The 17,604-nt window shown below is 67.8% G+C and carries 19 protein-coding genes and 1 riboswitch; of the genes, 3 read left to right on the top strand and 16 right to left on the bottom strand.

The window, feature by feature from the left end:
- Window positions 1-68 precede the first annotated feature (68 nt).
- A complete protein-coding gene (locus tag NFC98_RS13515) occupies window positions 69-575 on the bottom strand; it encodes a copper chaperone PCu(A)C (protein ID WP_254275446.1) in 507 nt (168 codons plus the stop codon).
- Window positions 576-791: 216 nt separating this feature from the next.
- On the opposite strand from NFC98_RS13515, the gene NFC98_RS13520 reads away from it, so the two are divergent.
- Both NFC98_RS13520 and dsbG read left to right on the top strand, forming a co-directional pair.
- Window positions 792-1,613: a TlpA disulfide reductase family protein gene (locus NFC98_RS13520; RefSeq protein ID WP_254275447.1), complete on the top strand. Its 822-nt coding sequence runs from the start codon at window positions 792-794 to the stop codon at window positions 1,611-1,613.
- A gap of 104 nt (window positions 1,614-1,717) precedes the next feature.
- Complete coding sequence (gene dsbG, locus NFC98_RS13525; RefSeq protein ID WP_254277848.1) at window positions 1,718-2,431, top strand: thiol:disulfide interchange protein DsbG; 714 nt, start codon at window positions 1,718-1,720, stop codon at window positions 2,429-2,431.
- A gap of 229 nt (window positions 2,432-2,660) precedes the next feature.
- Here the strand turns inward: dsbG and NFC98_RS13530 are convergent, their stop codons facing one another.
- The 15 genes from NFC98_RS13530 to NFC98_RS13600 all read right to left on the bottom strand — a co-directional run bounded on the left by NFC98_RS13530 (window position 2,661) and on the right by NFC98_RS13600 (window position 15,944).
- Window positions 2,661-3,707, bottom strand: coding sequence for a c-type cytochrome (locus NFC98_RS13530; RefSeq protein ID WP_254275448.1), 1,047 nt, complete (start codon window positions 3,705-3,707; stop codon window positions 2,661-2,663).
- Between the two features lie 13 nt (window positions 3,708-3,720).
- Window positions 3,721-4,392 (bottom strand): cytochrome c, encoded by a 672-nt coding sequence (locus NFC98_RS13535; protein ID WP_254275449.1) that lies wholly within the window; start codon window positions 4,390-4,392, stop codon window positions 3,721-3,723.
- Window positions 4,393-4,449: 57 nt separating this feature from the next.
- A complete protein-coding gene (locus tag NFC98_RS13540; protein ID WP_254275450.1) occupies window positions 4,450-5,769 on the bottom strand; it encodes an ATP-binding protein in 1,320 nt (439 codons plus the stop codon).
- Complete coding sequence (locus tag NFC98_RS13545) at window positions 5,766-6,464, bottom strand: response regulator transcription factor (RefSeq protein WP_254275451.1); 699 nt, start codon at window positions 6,462-6,464, stop codon at window positions 5,766-5,768. Before NFC98_RS13545 ends, NFC98_RS13540 begins: the two co-directional genes overlap by 4 nt.
- A 178-nt stretch (window positions 6,465-6,642) precedes the next feature.
- Window positions 6,643-7,071, bottom strand: a complete 429-nt coding sequence (locus tag NFC98_RS13550; protein ID WP_254275452.1) for a DUF6691 family protein — start codon at window positions 7,069-7,071, stop codon at window positions 6,643-6,645.
- Window positions 7,068-7,541 carry a YeeE/YedE family protein gene (locus tag NFC98_RS13555; RefSeq protein ID WP_254275453.1) on the bottom strand — a complete coding sequence of 158 codons (474 nt, stop codon included), beginning with the start codon at window positions 7,539-7,541 and terminating at the stop codon, window positions 7,068-7,070. Before NFC98_RS13555 ends, NFC98_RS13550 begins: the two co-directional genes overlap by 4 nt.
- 56 nt (window positions 7,542-7,597) lie before the next feature.
- Window positions 7,598-9,367, bottom strand: coding sequence for a SulP family inorganic anion transporter (locus NFC98_RS13560; RefSeq protein WP_254275454.1), 1,770 nt, complete (start codon window positions 9,365-9,367; stop codon window positions 7,598-7,600).
- A gap of 3 nt (window positions 9,368-9,370) precedes the next feature.
- The gene (locus tag NFC98_RS13565; RefSeq protein ID WP_254275455.1) at window positions 9,371-9,805 is read right to left on the bottom strand and encodes a TIGR01244 family sulfur transferase; all 435 of its coding nucleotides are present in this window, start codon (window positions 9,803-9,805) and stop codon (window positions 9,371-9,373) included.
- Window positions 9,806-9,829: 24 nt separating this feature from the next.
- A complete protein-coding gene (locus NFC98_RS13570; RefSeq protein ID WP_254275456.1) occupies window positions 9,830-10,711 on the bottom strand; it encodes an MBL fold metallo-hydrolase in 882 nt (293 codons plus the stop codon).
- A 155-nt stretch (window positions 10,712-10,866) separates the two neighbouring features.
- Window positions 10,867-11,778, bottom strand: a complete 912-nt coding sequence (locus NFC98_RS13575; RefSeq protein WP_254275457.1) for an MBL fold metallo-hydrolase — start codon at window positions 11,776-11,778, stop codon at window positions 10,867-10,869.
- Between the two features lie 197 nt (window positions 11,779-11,975).
- Window positions 11,976-12,167 carry a DUF2892 domain-containing protein gene (locus tag NFC98_RS13580; RefSeq protein ID WP_183329637.1) on the bottom strand — a complete coding sequence of 64 codons (192 nt, stop codon included), beginning with the start codon at window positions 12,165-12,167 and terminating at the stop codon, window positions 11,976-11,978.
- Window positions 12,168-12,193: 26 nt separating this feature from the next.
- Complete coding sequence (locus tag NFC98_RS13585; protein ID WP_254275458.1) at window positions 12,194-12,655, bottom strand: hypothetical protein; 462 nt, start codon at window positions 12,653-12,655, stop codon at window positions 12,194-12,196.
- A 67-nt stretch (window positions 12,656-12,722) separates the two neighbouring features.
- Window positions 12,723-13,313, bottom strand: coding sequence for a rhodanese-like domain-containing protein (locus tag NFC98_RS13590; protein WP_254275459.1), 591 nt, complete (start codon window positions 13,311-13,313; stop codon window positions 12,723-12,725).
- Between the two features lie 154 nt (window positions 13,314-13,467).
- The gene (locus tag NFC98_RS13595) at window positions 13,468-14,442 is read right to left on the bottom strand and encodes an arsenic resistance protein (protein ID WP_254275460.1); all 975 of its coding nucleotides are present in this window, start codon (window positions 14,440-14,442) and stop codon (window positions 13,468-13,470) included.
- Between the two features lie 89 nt (window positions 14,443-14,531).
- A complete protein-coding gene (locus NFC98_RS13600; RefSeq protein WP_254275461.1) occupies window positions 14,532-15,944 on the bottom strand; it encodes an MBL fold metallo-hydrolase RNA specificity domain-containing protein in 1,413 nt (470 codons plus the stop codon).
- A 271-nt stretch (window positions 15,945-16,215) separates the two neighbouring features.
- A riboswitch (cyclic di-GMP riboswitch) is annotated at window positions 16,216-16,298 on the top strand.
- A gap of 111 nt (window positions 16,299-16,409) precedes the next feature.
- Between NFC98_RS13600 and NFC98_RS13605 the strand changes: the two genes are divergently transcribed.
- Window positions 16,410-17,348 carry a hypothetical protein gene (locus NFC98_RS13605; protein WP_254275462.1) on the top strand — a complete coding sequence of 313 codons (939 nt, stop codon included), beginning with the start codon at window positions 16,410-16,412 and terminating at the stop codon, window positions 17,346-17,348.
- The last annotated feature ends 256 nt before the right edge of the window (window positions 17,349-17,604 follow it).

Genomic DNA, 17,604 nt, shown 5'->3' on the forward strand with positions numbered 1-17,604 from the left:
GGTTCCGGGACGGGGGGAGGTGGCGTTGCCATATTGTAACGGCTGGGACCGCCCCCGCCCAGCGGTGGTCAGTGGCCCGAGTGGCCGCCGCCATGGCCGCCATCCTTCCCTGGCATGCCACCCCCCATCACCTCGATGCGCCGCACCGGCGCCGACAGGGTCAGGTCCTGGTCGTTGTCCAGCACCAGGGTGATCTCCACCTCCTCGCCCTCCTGCAGCGGCGCGACCAGGTCGATCAGCATCAGATGCAGGCCGCCGGGGGCCAGCTCGGTGCTGCCGCCGGCAGGCACGCCGATCTCGTCCACGCGGCGCATCTGCATGACGCCATCCACGTCGACATGGTTGTGCAGCTCGGTGACCCGGGCGGCCGGCGAGCGGGCATCGACCACCGCCAGGTCGGCCTCGCCGCCGTTGTGCAGGACCATGAAGGCGGCGCTGGTCGTCGAGACCGGCGGCACGGCGCGCACCTGGGCCTCTTCGACGCTGAGCGACTGAGCCATTACGCTCGGGGTGACGAAGCTGATGGCCAGGCCGGCCAGGGCGAGGCGCAGGGTGTGCAGCGGGGTGGCGGGCATGCGGAGACTCCTTGTTGGCTTCACTCGCGAGACGGTGACCGGTCTCGCTTCGCTATCCTACTGCGAGGCCGCCGCCACCGCGTTGCGGCATAACGCCCCAGGGCGGCGATGGCGCGCCATCGATAATACCGCGCTAATCTCCGGCTGCCACTCTCGGCGGCGACCCTTGGCGCAGCCGCGCCATCCCCTACGACCCTGCTCCGGAGCCATCTGCCCATGCATGCACTGAACCAGAGCGTTGCGGTCGGCCCGCTCGGGCTCTCGATCGGCCAGCTGCTGATCGTGCTGGCCTTCGTTGTCGCCCTGATGGCCGGTGCGCTGATCGGCCGCCGCCATCGCGTCCCGGTTGCCGACACCCTCTTCTCCCTGCTGCTGGTCGCCCTGGTGGGCGCCCGGCTGCTGTTCGTGGCCCGCTACTGGGGCAGCTACGACGGGCTGCTCTCGCTGCTGGATATCCGCGACGGCGGCTTCGACCCGCTGGGCGGCGTGGTGGCAGGCCTCGGCTACGCCGCCTGGCGGCTGTGGAAGGCCCCGCGGCAGCGAACGGCGCTCTCCGGCGCCCTGCTGGCCGGCGCCTTCACCTGGGGGCTCACCGCCGGCCCCCTGCTGCTGCTCGAGAGCCAGAGCCGGCCCCTGCCGGACACCCCGCTGGCCACCCTCGAGGGTGACTCCACCGACCTGCCGGCGCTGGCCGAACGGGAGGCCAGGCCCATGGTGGTCAACCTGTGGGCCACCTGGTGCCCGCCGTGCCGCCGCGAGATGCCGGTCTTCGAGCAGGCCCAGCGGGAGGAACAGGACATCACCTTCGTCTTCGTCAACCAGGGCGAGGACGTGGCCCTGGTGAACCGTTTCCTCGACCACGAGTCCCTCTCCCTGGAGAACGTGCTGCTGGATGCCCGCAACGCCCTGGGCGATGCCACCGGCGCCATGGCCATGCCGACCACCCTCTACTACGACGCCGAGGGGCGCCTGGTGGACACCCACTTCGGCGAGCTCTCCCGGGCCACCCTGCAGCGCGGGCTGGAGCGCCTGCGCTGAGGCCCCGGCCGAGCCCTGCCTGTTTCATTGCCCCCATCATGAGAAAGGACCTCACCATGCGACTGCCCTCTCCCCTGCTTCCCGTCGGCGCCCTGGCCCTGGCCATGGCCGCCCCCGCCCAGGCCGATGACCACTGGCCGGCTCCCGTCCAGGCCCTCACCGACCAGGGGCTCAGCATCCACGCCGAGTTCGAGGCCCCCGGGGGCCTCACCGGCTACGCCGCCAGCTACCCGAGCGGCGAGGTGGCCATCTACCTGACCCCGGACGGCGAGCACGCCATCGTCGGCACCCTGGTGGATGCCGAGGGCCGCGACCTTTCCAAGGCCGCCCTGGACGAGCACGTCCGCGCCGCCCAGAACGCCGAGCTCTGGGAGACCCTCGAGGAAAGCCACTGGATCCTCGACGGTGATCCCGACGCCGAGCGGGTGGTCTACACCTTCACCGATGCCAACTGCCCCTACTGCCGCCAGTTCTGGGAGGAGGCGCGGCCCTGGGTGGAGGCCGGCGAGGTCCAGCTGCGCCATATCATGGTCGGCATCCTGGCCTCCAACAGCCCGGCCAAGGCGGCGACCCTGCTCGCCGCCGACGACCCCGCCGCTGCCCTGCACGCCCACAGCGGCGGCGGCGAGGAGGTCGAGCCCACCGCCCAGTCCCGCGAGATCGAGGAGCAGGTCTATGCCAACAACCAGCTCTTCGAGGAGCTCGGGCTGATGGCTACCCCGACCACCCTCTACCGCGACGGCGACAGCCTGGAGCGTATCCAGGGCGTGCCGAGCCGCGAGCGCATGATCGAGGCCATGGGCGGCGAGGCACCCTGAGCGGCATGACCGGGCCATCATGACAAGCGCCCCGCCCGGACGGACCGGGCGGGGCGCTTTTTTGGTGCTTGACAGATTATCGCTACGATCAGCCGAGGTCTAACACTGACCTGTAGGAGCTGGGCTCCGCCCGGCGAAGGGAGACCGAAGGGCTCCTGGGCGGCGTTGAGTCCCGCAGGCAACCCCGCCGGGGGCGCCTGCGGCGACATTCGCGCAATAAATTGCGCTCCTACTGGGCTTTCAGCTCCTCGAAGCGCGGCTGGCCGACGTTCCAGGGCTTCACCTCGTCGCCCTTCTCGCCCCAGTTGGCATGATCGGCAAGGATATCGCCGTTCGGGCCTTCCTGGCCGTAGAGGGAGTGGCGGTGGAAGGTGGGACCGAAGCGCTCCAGGGTCTCGGCCACGTCACCGGTGTAGCGCGGGTCCTGCGGGCGCTCCTGGCTGTTCATGTAGTAGGCGATGTCCCACGCTTCCTGGTCGGAGAGCGAGAGCGGCTGGCCCAGCGGCATGTTGTTCTTGATGAACCCGGCCGCGGTGAACAGGCGCGTGATGCCCGCGCCCCAGTTGTTGGAGCCGTCACCCCAGGGTGGCGGGAAGATGTACTCGCCGTCCTGATAGAGCCCGGAGCCGTCCTCGCTGTGGCAGATCGCGCAGTTCTCGGCGTAGAGCGCCTCGCCGTTCTCGTAGCTCAGCTCCTCGGGGCGGTCCGGGTGGGGAAAGCCGCGGCCGTAGATCGGCTGGTCGGGGTACATGGGCGCCCCCTTGGCCAGCCACTGGTGATAGGCAGTCAGCGCCAGCATGTCGTCGCTGCCGTACTCCGGCGGCGTGCCGTTCATGGAGTAGGCGAAGCAGCCGGCGATGCGCTCCTCGAGGTTGTTGACGTGGTCGTTCTTGCCGCGATAGTTGGGCAGAGTGACCGCCGCCGCCCACACCGGGGCGCTGAACGGCTGGCGCCCCTCGCCCAGGTGGCAGCTGGAGCAGTTCATGTCGTTGAAGACATTCTCGCCGCGCAGCTGCTGGGTGTTGGTGAAGAGGTCATAGCCGCGGCGGATGACCTGCTTGGTCTCCGGGTGCAGGTCGGAGGCCTCGAGGTCCGCCATGGTCGGCGGGATATGGACGAGCTCGCCCTCCTGGGGGGCCGGATAGCCCATCTCCACCAGGGTCTCGACCGCCGGATGCAGGGTTTCGGCGAAGGCGGCCAGGCTGACGCCAGCCACCACGGTGGCACCGGCCACGGCCAGGGTGGTCCTGCCCAGGTTGGTCCTGAAATGGTTCATGGTCTGCTCCCCCTTATTCGGACGCCACGGACTGGCTGGCCAGCCAGGCGGAAACGGCGCGGATGTCCTCGTCGCTCATGCGCTTGGCGATGGCGCCCATGAGGTTCTGCGGGTCGTTGCTGCGCTCGTCGGCCTGCCAGGCGCGCAGCTGGTTCTCGATATAGCCGGCGTGCTGGCTGGCGAGGCCCGGGAAGGTGTCGCCGACGCCCTGGTTGCCGGGGCCGTGGCAGCTCTTGCAGGAGACGATGTAGGCGTCCCAGTCGCCGCGCAGGGCAAGCTGCTCGCCGCGGGCCAGCAGGTCGTCATCGACGTCGCCGCCCCGGGCCGCGGTCACCGGCATCTCGCTGTAGTAGGCCGCCACGTCGGCGATCTGCTGGTCGTCGAGCATGTTGGCGAACGGCATCATGGTGGCGTTCTGGCGACGCCCCTCCTTGAAGTCGTGCAGCTGCTTGGCGAGGTAGTCGGCGTCCAGGCCGGCCAGACGCGGCCAGGACTCACCGCCCGGCACGTTCATGCCGCTGCCGTCGGCCTGGTGGCAGGCCACGCAGGTCCCCGCGGCCGCCTGGCCACGCTCGGCGTCGCCTTCCAGCGCCATGGCCTGACCGGCGGCCAGGCCGACGCCCAGCAGCAGGCCGAGCCCGCCCGTGATCCTCTTGCTGGTCCCCATGATCCCCTTGTAGGACATAGCGGTTTCCCCTCGTGTTGTCATCGGCCCCGGTACGCAGTGTTCGGTACGGGGTATTCAACGGCTCGCCAGGACCGGGAAGGTCAGGCGGGCCTCCAGCCCGTCCCCGTCGGGGCGGGCAAAATCGAGACGTCCGGCGAAGCGCTCGGCGATGGCCACCACGATGGCCAGGCCCAGGCCGCTGCCGCGCTGCTTGCTGGCCCGCCAGAAGCGCTGCGCCATCTGGCCGAGGGCCTCGTCGTCGACGCCGGGCCCGTGGTCGCGCACCCGGAAGGTCAGCTCACCAGCAGTCTCGTCCAGCCGGGCGTCCACCGCCACCGGCTGGTCCTCGCCGCCGTGGCGCAGGGCGTTGTCCACCAGGTTGCGCAGCGCGGTGACGGCCAGTTCCCGGGGCAGCGCCAGTTCGACCGCCGGCCACGCCGCCGGCATCCGGAAGCGCGCCGGGTCGACCCCGGTATCGCGCAGCGCCAGCTCGACCACGTCGTCGACCCGGCTGCGCTCGCCATCCTCGAACTGCAGCCTCCCTTCGACCCGGGCCAGCATCAGCAGCTGGTCGAGGATGCGCGACAGGCGCCCCACCCCCTCCTCGGCATGGGCCAGGGCCTGGCGGGCGGCCTCGCCCTCGACCCGGCTCGCCACCTGCAGATGGGTCTTGATGGCGGTGAGCGGCGTCTTCAGCTCGTGGGCGGCATCGTTGGTGAAGCGCTGCTCGCGAACGATCGCCTGCTGGATCCGCGCCAGCAGCCCGTTGAGCGTCTCGACCAGCGGCCGCAGCTCCACCGGCACGCCGTAGGTGGCCACCGGCGCCAGGGCATCCGGGTGACGCCGCGCCAGGGAGTCGCGCAGGCGACTCAGCGGCGCCAGGCCGCGCAGCACGCCCAGCCACAGCGCCACCATGCTGCCCAGCAGCGCCACGGCGAAGGGCACCACCGCCACCTGGAAGACGTTGCGCAGCAGCATGTCGCGCTCGTCCATGCGGTCGGCGGTGGTGATGGTCAGCCCGCCGCGCTCGTAGGTGAACACCCGCCAGGTGACGCCGCCCTCCTCGCGGTAGGCGTGCCCCCGCTCGCCGGGAGCCAGGATCGACTCCAGGTCGGTGTGGGTGCGCGCCATGATCTCGCCGCGGGGCGAGTGCACCTGGCAGGCCAGCCCCTCGATGGGCGGGATCGACAGCGCCCGCTGGTCGGCCTGCAGCCACACCTCCTCGGGGAGCTGCGCCATCAGCCCGGCCACCATGCGCGCCGACTGCGCCAGGCGCTGGTCCAGGGTGGCGACGAACTGCTCTTCCAGGTCGCGCATCAGCCAGGCCGCCGCCAGGCTCCAGAGCAGCGCCAGGGTCAGGCCCAGGGTCAGCAGCAGACGCGTGCGCAGGCTCACCGGCGCCCCCCGCCGTCCGTGGTGACCGCCACCGCCGAAGGCTTGCCGAGCCGGTAGCCCAGCCCGCGCACCGTCTCGATCACCCGGCTGCCGAGCTTGCGCCGCAGGTGGTGGATATGCACGTTGAGCGCGTTGCTTTCCACCTCATCGTTCATGCCGTAGAGGCTGTCCTTGAGCTGGTCCGCGGAAAGCACGCTGCGCGGCGACTGCAGGAAGGTCTCCAGCAGCACCAGCTCGCGACGCGACAGCGCCACCGGGCGGCCGTCAACGGTGACCTCCCGGGCCACCGGGTCCAGGCACAGCGGGCCGTGCTCGATCAGGGTCCGCGAACGCCCCGCCGCCCGGCGCAGCAGGGCCTGCAGGCGGGCCACCAGCTCGTCCAGGTCGAAGGGCTTGACCAGGTAGTCATCCGCGCCGCCCTGCAGGCCCTCGACGCGATCGCGTACCGCATCGCGGGCGGTCAGCACCAGCACCGGCGTGGCGATGCCCGCCGATCGCCACTCCTCGAGCAGCGACAGGCCGTCGCCGTCGGGCAGCCCGCGGTCGAGGATCACGGCATCGCTGGAGACGGTCTCCATGGCGCTGCGCGCCTCGGCGATCGTCTCCACATGGTCGACCACGAAGTCGTGGACGGTCAGCCCGGCCTGGATGCCGGAGGCAACCAGGGCGTCATCCTCGATCAGCAGAACGTGCATGAGATGGAATCCTCGTCGTGTGCGACATCCTGTCACTCGTCAATTAAGGCGGCGTTAACCGGTTATAAGCATACAGCCGGATCGACTCGTCCATTGGTCAAAGGTCCTGCCATCAGACGCAGGCGTCCCCGCCGGCACGGCCGGCGGGGACGCAGAGGAGTCACCCGGGGGGAGTGATTCAACTTCGTGCTGGGATCGCCCTGGCCAGGAACCAGCCGGCCACCATGGCCACCAGCATGGCGACCAGCGGGCCGGTGAGCCCCGCGATGGAGGCGAAGGCCGGCCCCGGGCAGTAGCCCGAGAGCCCCCAGCCGATACCGAACAGCGCCGCCCCGCCGATCAGGCGACCATCGAGGTCCTGGCGGGTGGGCAGCTGGAAGGCCTCGCCGTATATCGGGGCCGTACGCTTGAAGGCCAGGCGATAGCCGATGAAGTTGGTCACCACGGCGCCGCCGAGCACGAACATCAGGGTCGGGTCCCAGGCGCCGAAGAGGTCGAGGAAGCCCAGCACCCGCGCCGGGTCGGTCATGCCGGAGATGCCGAGGCCCAGCCCGAACAGCAGGCCGGCGACATAGCCCATCACGGGTTTCATGGTCGACGTCTTCATGCGCCACCTCCGACCACATGCCGAACCACGTAGACGGTGATGATCGCAACGACCAGGAAGGTCAGCGTCGCGACCAGCGAACGCGGCGAGAGGCGCGCCAGGCCACAGACCCCGTGACCGCTGGTGCAGCCGCTGCCGAGCCCGGTGCCCACGCCCACCAGCAGGCCGGCGACCAGCATCATGACCACGCCGCCGGCGGGCTGGCCGATCACCTCGCCGGTCACGTCGACCCCGCCGCCGACGACATTGCCGAGGCCGCCGCCCAGCAGCATCAGCACGATGGGGCCGCTGATCAGGCCGAGCAGGAAGGTGAGCCGCCAGGCGCTGTCGCCCTGGGGGCGGGCGGTGATCAGGGTGCCGATGATGCCGCTGATGCCGGCGATGCGGCCCAGGGTGGCCATCAGCCAGGTGGCGGACAGGCCGATCAGGATGCCGCCGGCCAGTCCCTGCAGGGATGAACTCCAGTCCACTTTCTCTCTCCTTTGGGGCATCCACGCGGATGCGGGTCATGTCGAAACGTTGGGGGTCAGGGCTGACGCGGCGAGGTCATCTGCAGCTCGGCACAGCGCCGCGACAGGGTCCCGTCGCTCTCGCCGCGCAGCTCGCGCCAGGCGTCATAGGTGCTGAGGAACACGTGCCCGGTGAGCTCGTGACAGAATTCGGTGTTCTGCAGCCGGTCCATCACCGGCCCCTTGACCTCGGCCAGGTGCAGGCGCACGTCGGCATCCTTGAGTCGGGCATTGATCGCCTCCAGGCTCTCCAGCGCCGAGGCGTCGATGACGTTGACCGCCTGGCAGGCCAGCACGATATTCTGGAGGCCCGGCTGGCGGGCGGCCAGTTCCATCACGGTGTCCTCGAGGTAGCGGGCGTTGGCGAAGTAGAGGCTCTCGTCGACCCGCAGGATCGCCAGGCGGTCGTCGGTCTCCACCGCGTGGCGCTGCACGTTGCGGAAGTGCTCGCTGCCCGGCACCCGCCCCACCACGGCGCTGTGGGGACGGCTGGTGCGGTAGAGGTGCAGCGCCAGCGACAGCCCCACTCCCACGGTGATGCCGCTCTCGACCCCGTGCCCCAGGGTGACCAGGATGGTCGCCAGCATGGCCGCGAAGTCGCTGCGCGAGTAGTCCCAGGTGCGCCTGATGGCGGGGAGGTCGACCAGCGAGAGCACCGCCACGATGATGGTGGCCGCCAGGGTGGCGATGGGCAGGTAGGCGATCAGCGGGGTGAGCAGCAGCGCCGCCACGGCGATGCCCACGGCGGTGAAGGCCCCCGCCGCCGGGGTCTCGGCGCCGGCATCGAAGTTGACCACCGAGCGGGCGAAGCCGCCGGTGACCGGCATGCCGCCGGTGAACGACGCGGCGATGTTGGAGGTGCCCAGCCCAACCAGTTCCTGGTCGGGGTCGATGCGCTGGCGACGCTTGGCGGCCAGGGTCTGACCCACCGACACCGACTCGACGAAGCCGACGATGCTGATCAGCAGCGCCGCCACGAACAGCTGGCTCCACAGGCCGCTGTCGAAGCCGGGCAGGGTCAGCGGCGGCAGGCCCGCCGGCACGGCGCCCACCACGGCCACGCCGCGCTCGTCCAGGCCGAGCCCCCAGGTGGCCAGGGTGGTCACCGCCACGGCAAGGATCGGTGCGGCCTTGGTCAGCATGTCCGCCGGCCGGCCCGGCACGCCCAGGCGCAGCAGCCCCGGCTTGAGCCAGCGCCGGGCGGCGTAGAGGAACGCCAGCACCGCCAGGCCGATCGCCAGGGTCGGGCCGTTCACGCTGCCCAGGTTCCCGGCCAGGCCGACCAGCAGCTCCAGCAGGTTATGGCCGCTGGCCTCGACGCCCAGCACGTGCTTGAGCTGGCTCGCCGCGATGATCAGCCCCGAGGCGGTGATGAAGCCGGAGATCACCGGATGGCTGAGGAAGTTGGCCAGAAAGCCCAGCCGCGCCACGCCCATCAGGGTCAGCATCAGCCCGGACATCAGCGCCAGCACCAGGGCCGCGCCGAGGTACTCCGGCGAGCCCTGGGGGGCGATCTGCCCCACCGCCGCAGCGGTCATCAGCGACACCACCGCCACCGGCCCCACCGCGAGGGTGCGGCTGGTGCCGAACACCGCGTAGACCACCAGCGGGGCGATGCTGGCATAGAGCCCGACCTCCGGCGGCAGCCCGGCCAGCATGGCGTAGGCCAGCGACTGCGGGATCAGCATGATGGTGACGATCACCGCCGCCAGCAGGTCGCTTCCCAGGGTGGCGCGGCCGTAGCCGGGCAGCCACTGCAGGATCGGGAAGTAGCGCTTGGGGTTCATCGTTCAGCGCTGCCCCGCGGCGGCTTCCAGCAGCGGGCGGCGCTCCTCCAGGTCGTGGCCAGCGGCGCGGGCCGCGGCCAGCAGCGCCGGGATATCGCAGCTCTCGCCCTGGCTGCGGGCATGGGCCCAGAGATGCACCGCACGCTTGCCGGTCTTGCAGAAGGCCAGGATCGGCGTGGGCAGGCTCTCCAGCGCCTCGCCGAAGGCCGCGATGTCCGCTTCGCCATACTCGCCCGGGGTGACCGGGATGCACCGCCATACGAGGCCGAGCTCGGCCGCCCGCTCGCTCAGGGCGCGGTCGTCGGGGTGGTCCTCGGCCTCGCCGGGTCGGCGGTTGCAGACCACCGAACGGAAGCCGCGGCGGGCCACCTCGTCGAGGTCGGCGGGGGTCACGGCGTCGGTGATGGCGAAACCGGGTTCGAGCTGATGAATCTGCATGGGCGCTCTCCTGATCGATGGGCCTCAGAACTTGTTGATCGGCACCTTGAGGTAGACCTGGCCGTTGCCCTCGGCGGGCGGCATGTGGCCGGCGCGCATATTGACCTGCACCGAGGGCAGGATCAGCTTCGGCATGTCGAGGGTGGCATCGCGCTCGGTGCGCATCTTCACGAACTCGTCCTCGCTGATGCCCTCGTGGACGTGGACGTTGTGACGACGCTGCTCCTCCACGCTGGTCTCGTGCTGGTACTCCTCGCGGTCCGGCGCCTTGTAGTCGTGGCACAGGAAGATGCGTGTCTCGCCCGGCAGGGCCAGCACTTTCTGGATGGAGCGGTAGAGGGTGCGGGCATCGCCGCCGGGGAAGTCACAGCGGGCGGTGCCGTAGTCGGGCATGAACAGGGTGTCGCCGACGAAGGCGGCGTCGCCGATCACATAGGTCAGGCAGGCCGGAGTGTGACCCGGGGTGTGCAGCACCCGCCCTTCCAGGCTGCCGATGGTGAAGGTGTCGCCCTCCTCGAAGAGGCGGTCGAACTGGCTGCCGTCCCGGGCGAACTCGGTGCCGGCGTTGAAGGCCTTGCCGAAGACGTCCTGCACCACGGTGATCTTGGCGCCGATGCCGGTCTTGCCGCCCAGCGCCTCGTGGAGGTAGGGGGCCGCGGAGAGGTGGTCGGCGTGGACGTGGGTCTCGAGGATCCACTCCACATCGAGGCCGTGATCGCGCACGAAGGCGATGATCTCGTCGGCGGAGCGCACGTCGGTGCGCCCGGCGGCATAGTCGAAGTCGAGCACCGAATCGAGAATCGCGCAGGAGTTGCTGTCGGGGTCCTGCACCACATAGCTGAAGGTGTTGGTGGGCTCATCGAAGAAGTGGGTCACGATGGGTCGTGGCGCATTCGTATGGGACATGGGGCTTACCTCCGTTGGCGTCGCTGCCTCACGATATGATGACAGCATAGCCGAAATACAAGTTCTATACTTATACTGTTTTGGCCTATTCCCGACAGGGGCGAGCCTCACCCGCGCGAGGCTCGCCCCCTGTCATGGCCGCGAGGCCCGGACGCTCACTCCCAGGCGGCACCCTCAAGGGCATCCAGCGGGATCTTGAGATAGCGCTTGCCGTTGGCCTCGGGCTCCGGCAGACGGCCGCCCCGGGTATTGATCTGCAGGGAGTGCAGGATCAGCTTGGGCATCGGCAGCTCGCTGTCGCGCTCGTCGCGCATCACCGTGTAGTCGTCCTCGGTGACGCCGCCGGCCAGGTGCTTGTTGGTCTCGCGCTGCTCGCGCACCGTGCTCTCCCACGCCGGCTCGCGCCCGCCCGGCATGTAGTCGTGGCCGGTGAACAGCCGGGTCTCGTCGGGCAGCGCCAGGATCGACTGGATGGAGCGCCACAGCTGGTGGGCATCCCCGCCGGGGAAGTCCGCCCGGGCGGTACCGAAGTCAGGCTGGAAGATGGTGTCGTGAATGAAGGCGGCATCGCCGATCACGTAGGTGATGGAGGCCAGGGTGTGGCCCGGCGAGAACATCACCCGCGCCTCAAGCTCGCCGATGCGGAAGGTGTCCCCCTCGGCGAAGAGGCGATCCCACTGGGAGCCGTCGGCCTGCAGGTCCGGCCAGTGGTAGATCTTCTTCCACAGCTTCTGGACCTCCACGACCTTTTCGCCGATGGCGGTGGGCGCGCCTGTCCTCTCCTTGAGGTACCGGGCTGCCGAGAAGTGGTCGGCATGGGGATGGGTATCGAGCACCCACTCCACCTCGAGCCCCTTCTCCGCCACGTAGGCGAGCAGTTCGTCGGCGTGGTGGGTGGCCGTGGCACCGGACTTCTCGTCGAAGTCATGCACCGGGTCGATGATGGCGCACTTGCCGGTCGCCGGGTCGCTGACCACGTACTGGACGCTGAAGGTGCGCGGATCGAAGAAGCCCGCCACGTCGGGGTTGCCAGCGCCGGTGCTGCGAGACAGGTCAAAGGTCTTCATGAGCATTCCTCCTGGTGGCGCCCGGGTCGACCGGGCGGCAACTTTCTGTATATGGAATAAGCTTAGCTCATTTTGTGCTATGTGGCGATTGAGCCTGCTCATGGCGCCGATAGTCCGCCCGGCCCCCAGACGCATGACGCCCGCGACCTTAGGGTCGCGGGCGTCGAAGGGCCTGGCCGAGCCGGGCTCGGGACCGGCTACTTCTTCAGCTTGCAGGTGTTGATGCCGAACAGGCTGTAGGCCGGGCAGAAGTTGAACAGGCCGGTGGCCAGCGGCAGCACACCGATCCAGCCCCAGGCGCCGATGACGCCGGTCAGGGCCAGGCCGATCAGCAGCGCGCCGATCACGATACGGGCAATCTTGTCGATGCCGCCCACGTTGCTCTTCATGGCTTAACCTCGGGAAGTCAGTGAGTTCAGAAGCTGAAGACCGGGATCTTCGGGTCGCGCATCATCTCGGCCATGGGGCCGGGGGCGGCCACGCCCACGCCCTCGCGCAGGTCGCCTTCCTCGTAGTCGGTGTTGGGCAGGTAGATGGCACAGACATCCACGCCGGCCCCCTCGCCCATCATCATCTGCATCAGGCCTTCGGGCTTGACGCCGCGCGGGCCCAGCTCGGTTTCGCTCTCGTAACCGTCGATGGCCAGCTCACCGGCGGCATCGCAGAGCAGGATGTGCGGCGTGGTGCCCTGCTCGCGCATGGCGTTGGCCAGGATCATGGCCATGCCCTGGGTCTGCAGGGAGTCGCTGGTCACGATGAACAGCGCCTTGTCAGCATACTCACCGTGGTCTTCACCGTGGCTGTCCGCCATGGCAGCGCCGGAGAGGGAAATGGCGGTGGCCGCGGCGGCCAGGGTCAGGGTCGTCTTGAAGCTCATGCGCTCACCTCTGTGGTTGTCGATCCGATCTTGCGGGATTCGGTGCGGGGTTCGGTGTCTGGCTGAGTCACTCGGAGGGACGCCAGGCCACCTCGGGGTCGATCTCGTAGCTCCAGGGCAGCCCGGAGTTGCGCCAGCCGTTCATGGCGCGCACGCCCTTCGAGTCACCCTCCTTCAGGGTGGAGCCCTCGAAGCCGTCATTCACGGAGTAGACCTGGCGGTAGCCCATGTCGGTGATCACGTCGGCGCCCGGCGCGCTGCGGGTGGCGCCGGAGCGGCACATGACGATGATGGGATCGTCCTCGGCCACGCCCAGGGCGTCGAGGCGGGCCTTCACCTGGGCCTCGAAGTCGGCGTTGCGCACCACGGGCCAGGTCTTCGCCTCCTCGTCGAAATTGTCGCGATCGGCCAGCACCCAGGGCACGTGGATATCGGTGGGCTCGGCGAAGCCGGTGAACTTGATCTCGATGGGATCGCGCACGTCGATCAGGATGGCGCGTTCGTTCTCCTGCATCAGTTCCCAGGCCTCGGCCGCCGTGACGTAGAGCCCCAGCTGGGTCTCGCGGTAGGCGTCGGCCTCCTGGGCCATGGAGGGGCCGGCGGCCAGGGCCGCCGCCATGACGGAACTCGCCAGCAGGCGCTTCATTGCCACTTTCATCTGACACTCCCAATAACCAATGGATCTATGCTAATTACATAACGTGCAATTAACGTGAGGATAGACTAGGGATCGCCGGATGACATGGGGCAAGTCGTCGCAGCTTGATGCAGATCAAGATATCGGGCATGTCGGCTTTCGGCCGACCACAGCCTCAGGATGCCTCGTCGGGCGGGCCGAAGAGCCGGTCGGTGAGGCGCACGTACCAGGCCGCCGACTGCACCTGGATCACATAGGCCAGGGCGATCAGCAGCGACGCCTCCGCTCCCGCCTCGCCGAAGGCATTCATGGCCAGCGCCAGGGCGATGGAGAGGTTGCGCATCACCGTGCCGTAGACCAGGGCGATACCGTCTCCGCGGGAGAGCCAGACCCTTGCCACCAGGGTGCTGAGCAGGTAGTTGATGGCATAGAGGAGCAGCAGCGGCACGGCGATATGGAGCAACAGCCTTGGACTGGCCAGCAGGTCATCGGCCTTGAGCGCCATGGCCACGAAGACGATGCCCAGCACCCCCAGGGTGGAGAACGGCGGGAAGCGCGGCGCCCACGCCTTCTGGAAGCCCGGCAGGCCGTGGCGCTTGATGAGGTAGTGGCGGGTGAGCTGGCCGGCCAGCATCGGCAGCCCCACCACCAGGAGGATCTGGCGAAAGACCCCGAACAGGTCCACCGGGATGGAGGCCCCCATCAGCCACTTCACGTAGAAGGGCGTGGCCAGGGATCCCAGGATCAACCCGACCACCGTCATCTTGACCGCCGCCGGCAGGTTGCCCCTGGCGAAGCCGGTCCAGGAGATGGTCATGCCGCTGGTGGGCAGCAGGGCCGCCAGCAGCAGCCCCAGCGCCAGATAGGGCTGGTCGCCGAACCACCAGAGCCCCAGGCCGAAGGCGACGAAGGGAATGATCGCAAAGTTGATCAGCTGGGCCAGCCCCAACGCCCGATTGTCGCCCCCCTCCACCAGCTGGCGCAGCTTCAGGTTGACCATCATCGGATAGATCATCAGCAGGGTGAGCGGGATGACCAGGGCCCCGAGCCAGGTCACCGGCGCCAGGGCGCCAAAGAGCAGCCCCAGCAGCATGGTCACCGGAATCGCCACCACCAGATTGCGCGTCAGCGCCTGGATCACGCCCATCATGCGGCCCCCTCCTGCGGCTTGGCTGTGCCACCACGGTGCGCCGGTGCCACCGACCGGGCAAGACGACAGGTTGTCGCGGCCCCGCCCGCTCAGAGCTCGATGCGATCGCCGTAGGCAGGAATCTCGGCCTCGATGCCGCTCTCGGCCAGGGCGGCCTTGAAGGCCTCCTGGGTGCCGGGCTCGCCGTGCACCAGATAGAAGCGGGGAGCGTTGCGGAAGGCACCGGCCCAGCCGATCATGTCGGTCTGGCCGGCGTGGGCCGAGAAACCGCCGATGGTGTGCACCCTGGCCTTGACCGCCAGATCCTTGCCCAGCACGCGGATCCGCTCGGCGCCGTCGACGATCTGGCGCCCGACCGTGCCCGCGGCCTGGAAGCCGACGATCACCAGGCGGGTGCTGGGCTTCTCCAGGTTGTAGCGGAAGTGGTGGATGATGCGCCCGCCGTTGCACATCCCGGCCCCGGCGATGATGATGGCCCCGCCATGGATGCGGTTGATGGCCATGGACTCGTCCACCGTGCGGGTCATGCGCAGGATCGGCAGGTACTGGCTGGTGTCGCCGCTGGCGGCGATATTGAGCACCTTGAGATCCTCGGCATCCAGCGCCTTGCGCGCCCGGTGGTAGAGCTCGGTGACCTTGATCGCCATGGGGCTGTCGAGGAACACCATCTGCTGGCGCAGGCGCCCCTCGTGGTAGAGCACGCTCAGGTGGTAGAGGATCTCCTGGGTGCGCCCCACCGCAAAGGCGGGGATCAGCACGTTGCCGCCCGCCTCGTGGGCCTCCTCCAGCACCCGGGCGAACTCCTCCAGGGTCTCGTCCAGGGGGCGGTGGTCACGATCGCCGTAGGTGCTCTCCATCAGCACCACGTCGGCTTCAAAGAGCTTCTCGGGATCCTTCATCAGCACCGAACTGGGGTTGCCCAGATCGCCGGAGAACACCAGCCGCTTTTCCTGGCCGCCGGAGGGGATCGTCAGCTCGACGATGGAGGAGCCGAGGATATGGCCAGCGTCGCGAAACACCAGGCGGGCGCCGCCGGGCAGGTCCACGGGCTGGCCGTAGGGGTGGGACTCGCAGAGCGCCAGGGTCCGCTCCACGTCCTCCAGGTCGTAGAGCGGCTCGACCAGCGGCTTGTCGTTGCGCTTGCGCCACTTGTTCTCCCACTCCACGTCCTTGGCCATGATGAAGGCGGCGTCCTGGAGCATGATCTCCAGCAGGTCGCGGGTGCCGCGGGTGCAGTGGATCGGGCCGCTGAAGCCCTCGCGCACCAGCTTGGGCAGCAGGCCCGAGTGGTCCAGGTGGCCGTGGGAGAGCACCACCGCGTCCAGTTCACGGGCCAGCCTGCCGAAGGGCTTGGCGTTGGTCTCGTCGGCATCGCTGCCGCCCTGGTGCAGCCCGCACTCCAGCAGCAGCTTCTTCGACCCACCGCCGTCGTCGTCCACCTCGATCAGGTAGCGAGAGCCGGTGACTTCCTTTACCGCGCCCTGGAAAGTGAGTGTCGACATGGGGTTGCGCTCCTTTGCTGCGAACTTGGCCTGCTCTTGTGACTCATGCTTGCAGCATACTGGATCGACGGCCCGGGCGCCTGCACGGGCTGCCCCGCTCCCGGCGCGTCCGGGCGGCATGGGCCGCCTCACCCCTCGGGCATGAGGCCACTGAATTTTCTTGTTGCAAAAGTTCACATTTCGGCAAGAATTGATACCTGACGCCCTGCAGAGAGCGTACCGCCTCTGCCCTGCCCCGGCGGAACGCGACCATGGCCAGGGGTCTGCGCCACGCAGCAAACGCCAAACCGGCAGCGATGCCGGGACGGAAAGCCACGGGTCTCGCCCTCGTACCGAGACAGCCGGGTTGCCTGAGGAAGGCGCCTTGAGAAAGAGAAGAACAGACAAGGCAGCGAACGGGTAACCGCGCACCGACAGGTGCTGCCCGTTTCTCCAAGGAAACAGCAGGCAAGCGAGGGTATAGCAATGGCAACTTATGACCAGACTATAAATGTTACTGAAGATCTGGAATCTTATCCGGACTTCAGTGCCCCAACGGGGGGCGGTGGCGGCTCCACCCCTACAACCTATGCCATTATCGGCGACGAACAAGACAACACTCTTTCTGGTGGGCGTGGTGATGACCTGCTTATCGGGGGAGCAGGCGATGACACCCTGTCAGGCGGACCCGGCAATGGAAATGACACCTTCCAGTTCGACTTCTTCTTCGAGGGAAGCGGCGAAGGCGGTGAAGCCCCCTTGTCATTCATCAACTGGCTCGACGATGGCTATGACATCGACAATATGAGCCAAGGGGACTTCTCAAGCCAGTATACCAACTGGATCAAGTACCTGGTGGATGGCTGGCTGCGCGATCTCTACGAGGACATCCCGGACGACTATATCGTTGACATCAACCAGAACGATGCCAATGGCAACCCCTATATCGAGGGGGTGACAGAAGCACAGCTGGCGGAAGTATTCGGCGACGCGACTAAAATAATTGTCACCGCTGGAAGAAATGACAAGGAGCGTTACTATTCTGACCTCAACAACGACTTCGACTGGGGCGGAGAGACTGTCCTGACTAGTAATGACGGCGATGACACCATCACTGACTTCAAGAACAACCCTAACAGTGACAACCAGACGGATATGCTGCGCTTTGTCGTAGAAAATCCTGACGACTGGAATCAAGATGGTCAGGATGCACTGGAATACGTGAAATCCTTCTTCGAAATTGAGTACATTGATCATAATGATGACGGACAGGATGACCTAATCACGATTAGCCTCAAGGATGAAAGCTGGTCGGCAACCCTTGAGTACAGTGAACATCTCCAAGAGGAGAGAATCTGGGACGCCATCGAAATCGGGTATTACGAAGAGCCAGGTGATTACAGTAGCTTTGTCGAGATTGCTTGATCACAGCACCTTTCAAGAGCATAAGGGGCTGCCATCCGGCAGCCCTTTCTTGTTGTCCCCTCCTGAAGCATCAGCCAGCCTCCTGATACTTCGGCCTGTCTCACCCCGCTCGCAGCAACTTTCCCATATCCGACACCCTGCCCCTCAGGAGATCCCCTGAGCCCAGCCGCATGGCAATTTTGGGCCGACGGTTCATCACTTCTCGGGATGGCGCCGCCCTCCCGGAAACCTAACATTACATAAAGCAACGCAGACA

Source organism: Halomonas sp. 3H (genome assembly GCF_024206005.1).
Taxonomy (GTDB): domain Bacteria; phylum Pseudomonadota; class Gammaproteobacteria; order Pseudomonadales; family Halomonadaceae; genus Halomonas; species Halomonas campaniensis.

Coding starts and splice junctions, on each gene's coding strand:
- NFC98_RS13595 (WP_254275460.1), bottom strand. CDS start 14,442: ATGATGGGCGTGATCCAGGCGCTGACGCGCAATCTGGTGGTGGCGATT.
- NFC98_RS13515 (WP_254275446.1), bottom strand. CDS start 575: ATGCCCGCCACCCCGCTGCACACCCTGCGCCTCGCCCTGGCCGGCCTG.
- NFC98_RS13575 (WP_254275457.1), bottom strand. CDS start 11,778: ATGAAGACCTTTGACCTGTCTCGCAGCACCGGCGCTGGCAACCCCGAC.
- NFC98_RS13565 (WP_254275455.1), bottom strand. CDS start 9,805: ATGCAGATTCATCAGCTCGAACCCGGTTTCGCCATCACCGACGCCGTG.
- NFC98_RS13545 (WP_254275451.1), bottom strand. CDS start 6,464: ATGCACGTTCTGCTGATCGAGGATGACGCCCTGGTTGCCTCCGGCATC.
- dsbG (WP_254277848.1), top strand. CDS start 1,718: ATGGCCGCCCCCGCCCAGGCCGATGACCACTGGCCGGCTCCCGTCCAG.
- NFC98_RS13590 (WP_254275459.1), bottom strand. CDS start 13,313: ATGAAAGTGGCAATGAAGCGCCTGCTGGCGAGTTCCGTCATGGCGGCG.
- NFC98_RS13535 (WP_254275449.1), bottom strand. CDS start 4,392: ATGTCCTACAAGGGGATCATGGGGACCAGCAAGAGGATCACGGGCGGG.
- NFC98_RS13570 (WP_254275456.1), bottom strand. CDS start 10,711: ATGTCCCATACGAATGCGCCACGACCCATCGTGACCCACTTCTTCGAT.
- NFC98_RS13600 (WP_254275461.1), bottom strand. CDS start 15,944: ATGTCGACACTCACTTTCCAGGGCGCGGTAAAGGAAGTCACCGGCTCT.
- NFC98_RS13605 (WP_254275462.1), top strand. CDS start 16,410: ATGGCAACTTATGACCAGACTATAAATGTTACTGAAGATCTGGAATCT.
- NFC98_RS13585 (WP_254275458.1), bottom strand. CDS start 12,655: ATGAGCTTCAAGACGACCCTGACCCTGGCCGCCGCGGCCACCGCCATT.
- NFC98_RS13560 (WP_254275454.1), bottom strand. CDS start 9,367: ATGAACCCCAAGCGCTACTTCCCGATCCTGCAGTGGCTGCCCGGCTAC.
- NFC98_RS13550 (WP_254275452.1), bottom strand. CDS start 7,071: ATGAAGACGTCGACCATGAAACCCGTGATGGGCTATGTCGCCGGCCTG.
- NFC98_RS13530 (WP_254275448.1), bottom strand. CDS start 3,707: ATGAACCATTTCAGGACCAACCTGGGCAGGACCACCCTGGCCGTGGCC.
- NFC98_RS13520 (WP_254275447.1), top strand. CDS start 792: ATGCATGCACTGAACCAGAGCGTTGCGGTCGGCCCGCTCGGGCTCTCG.
- NFC98_RS13580 (WP_183329637.1), bottom strand. CDS start 12,167: ATGAAGAGCAACGTGGGCGGCATCGACAAGATTGCCCGTATCGTGATC.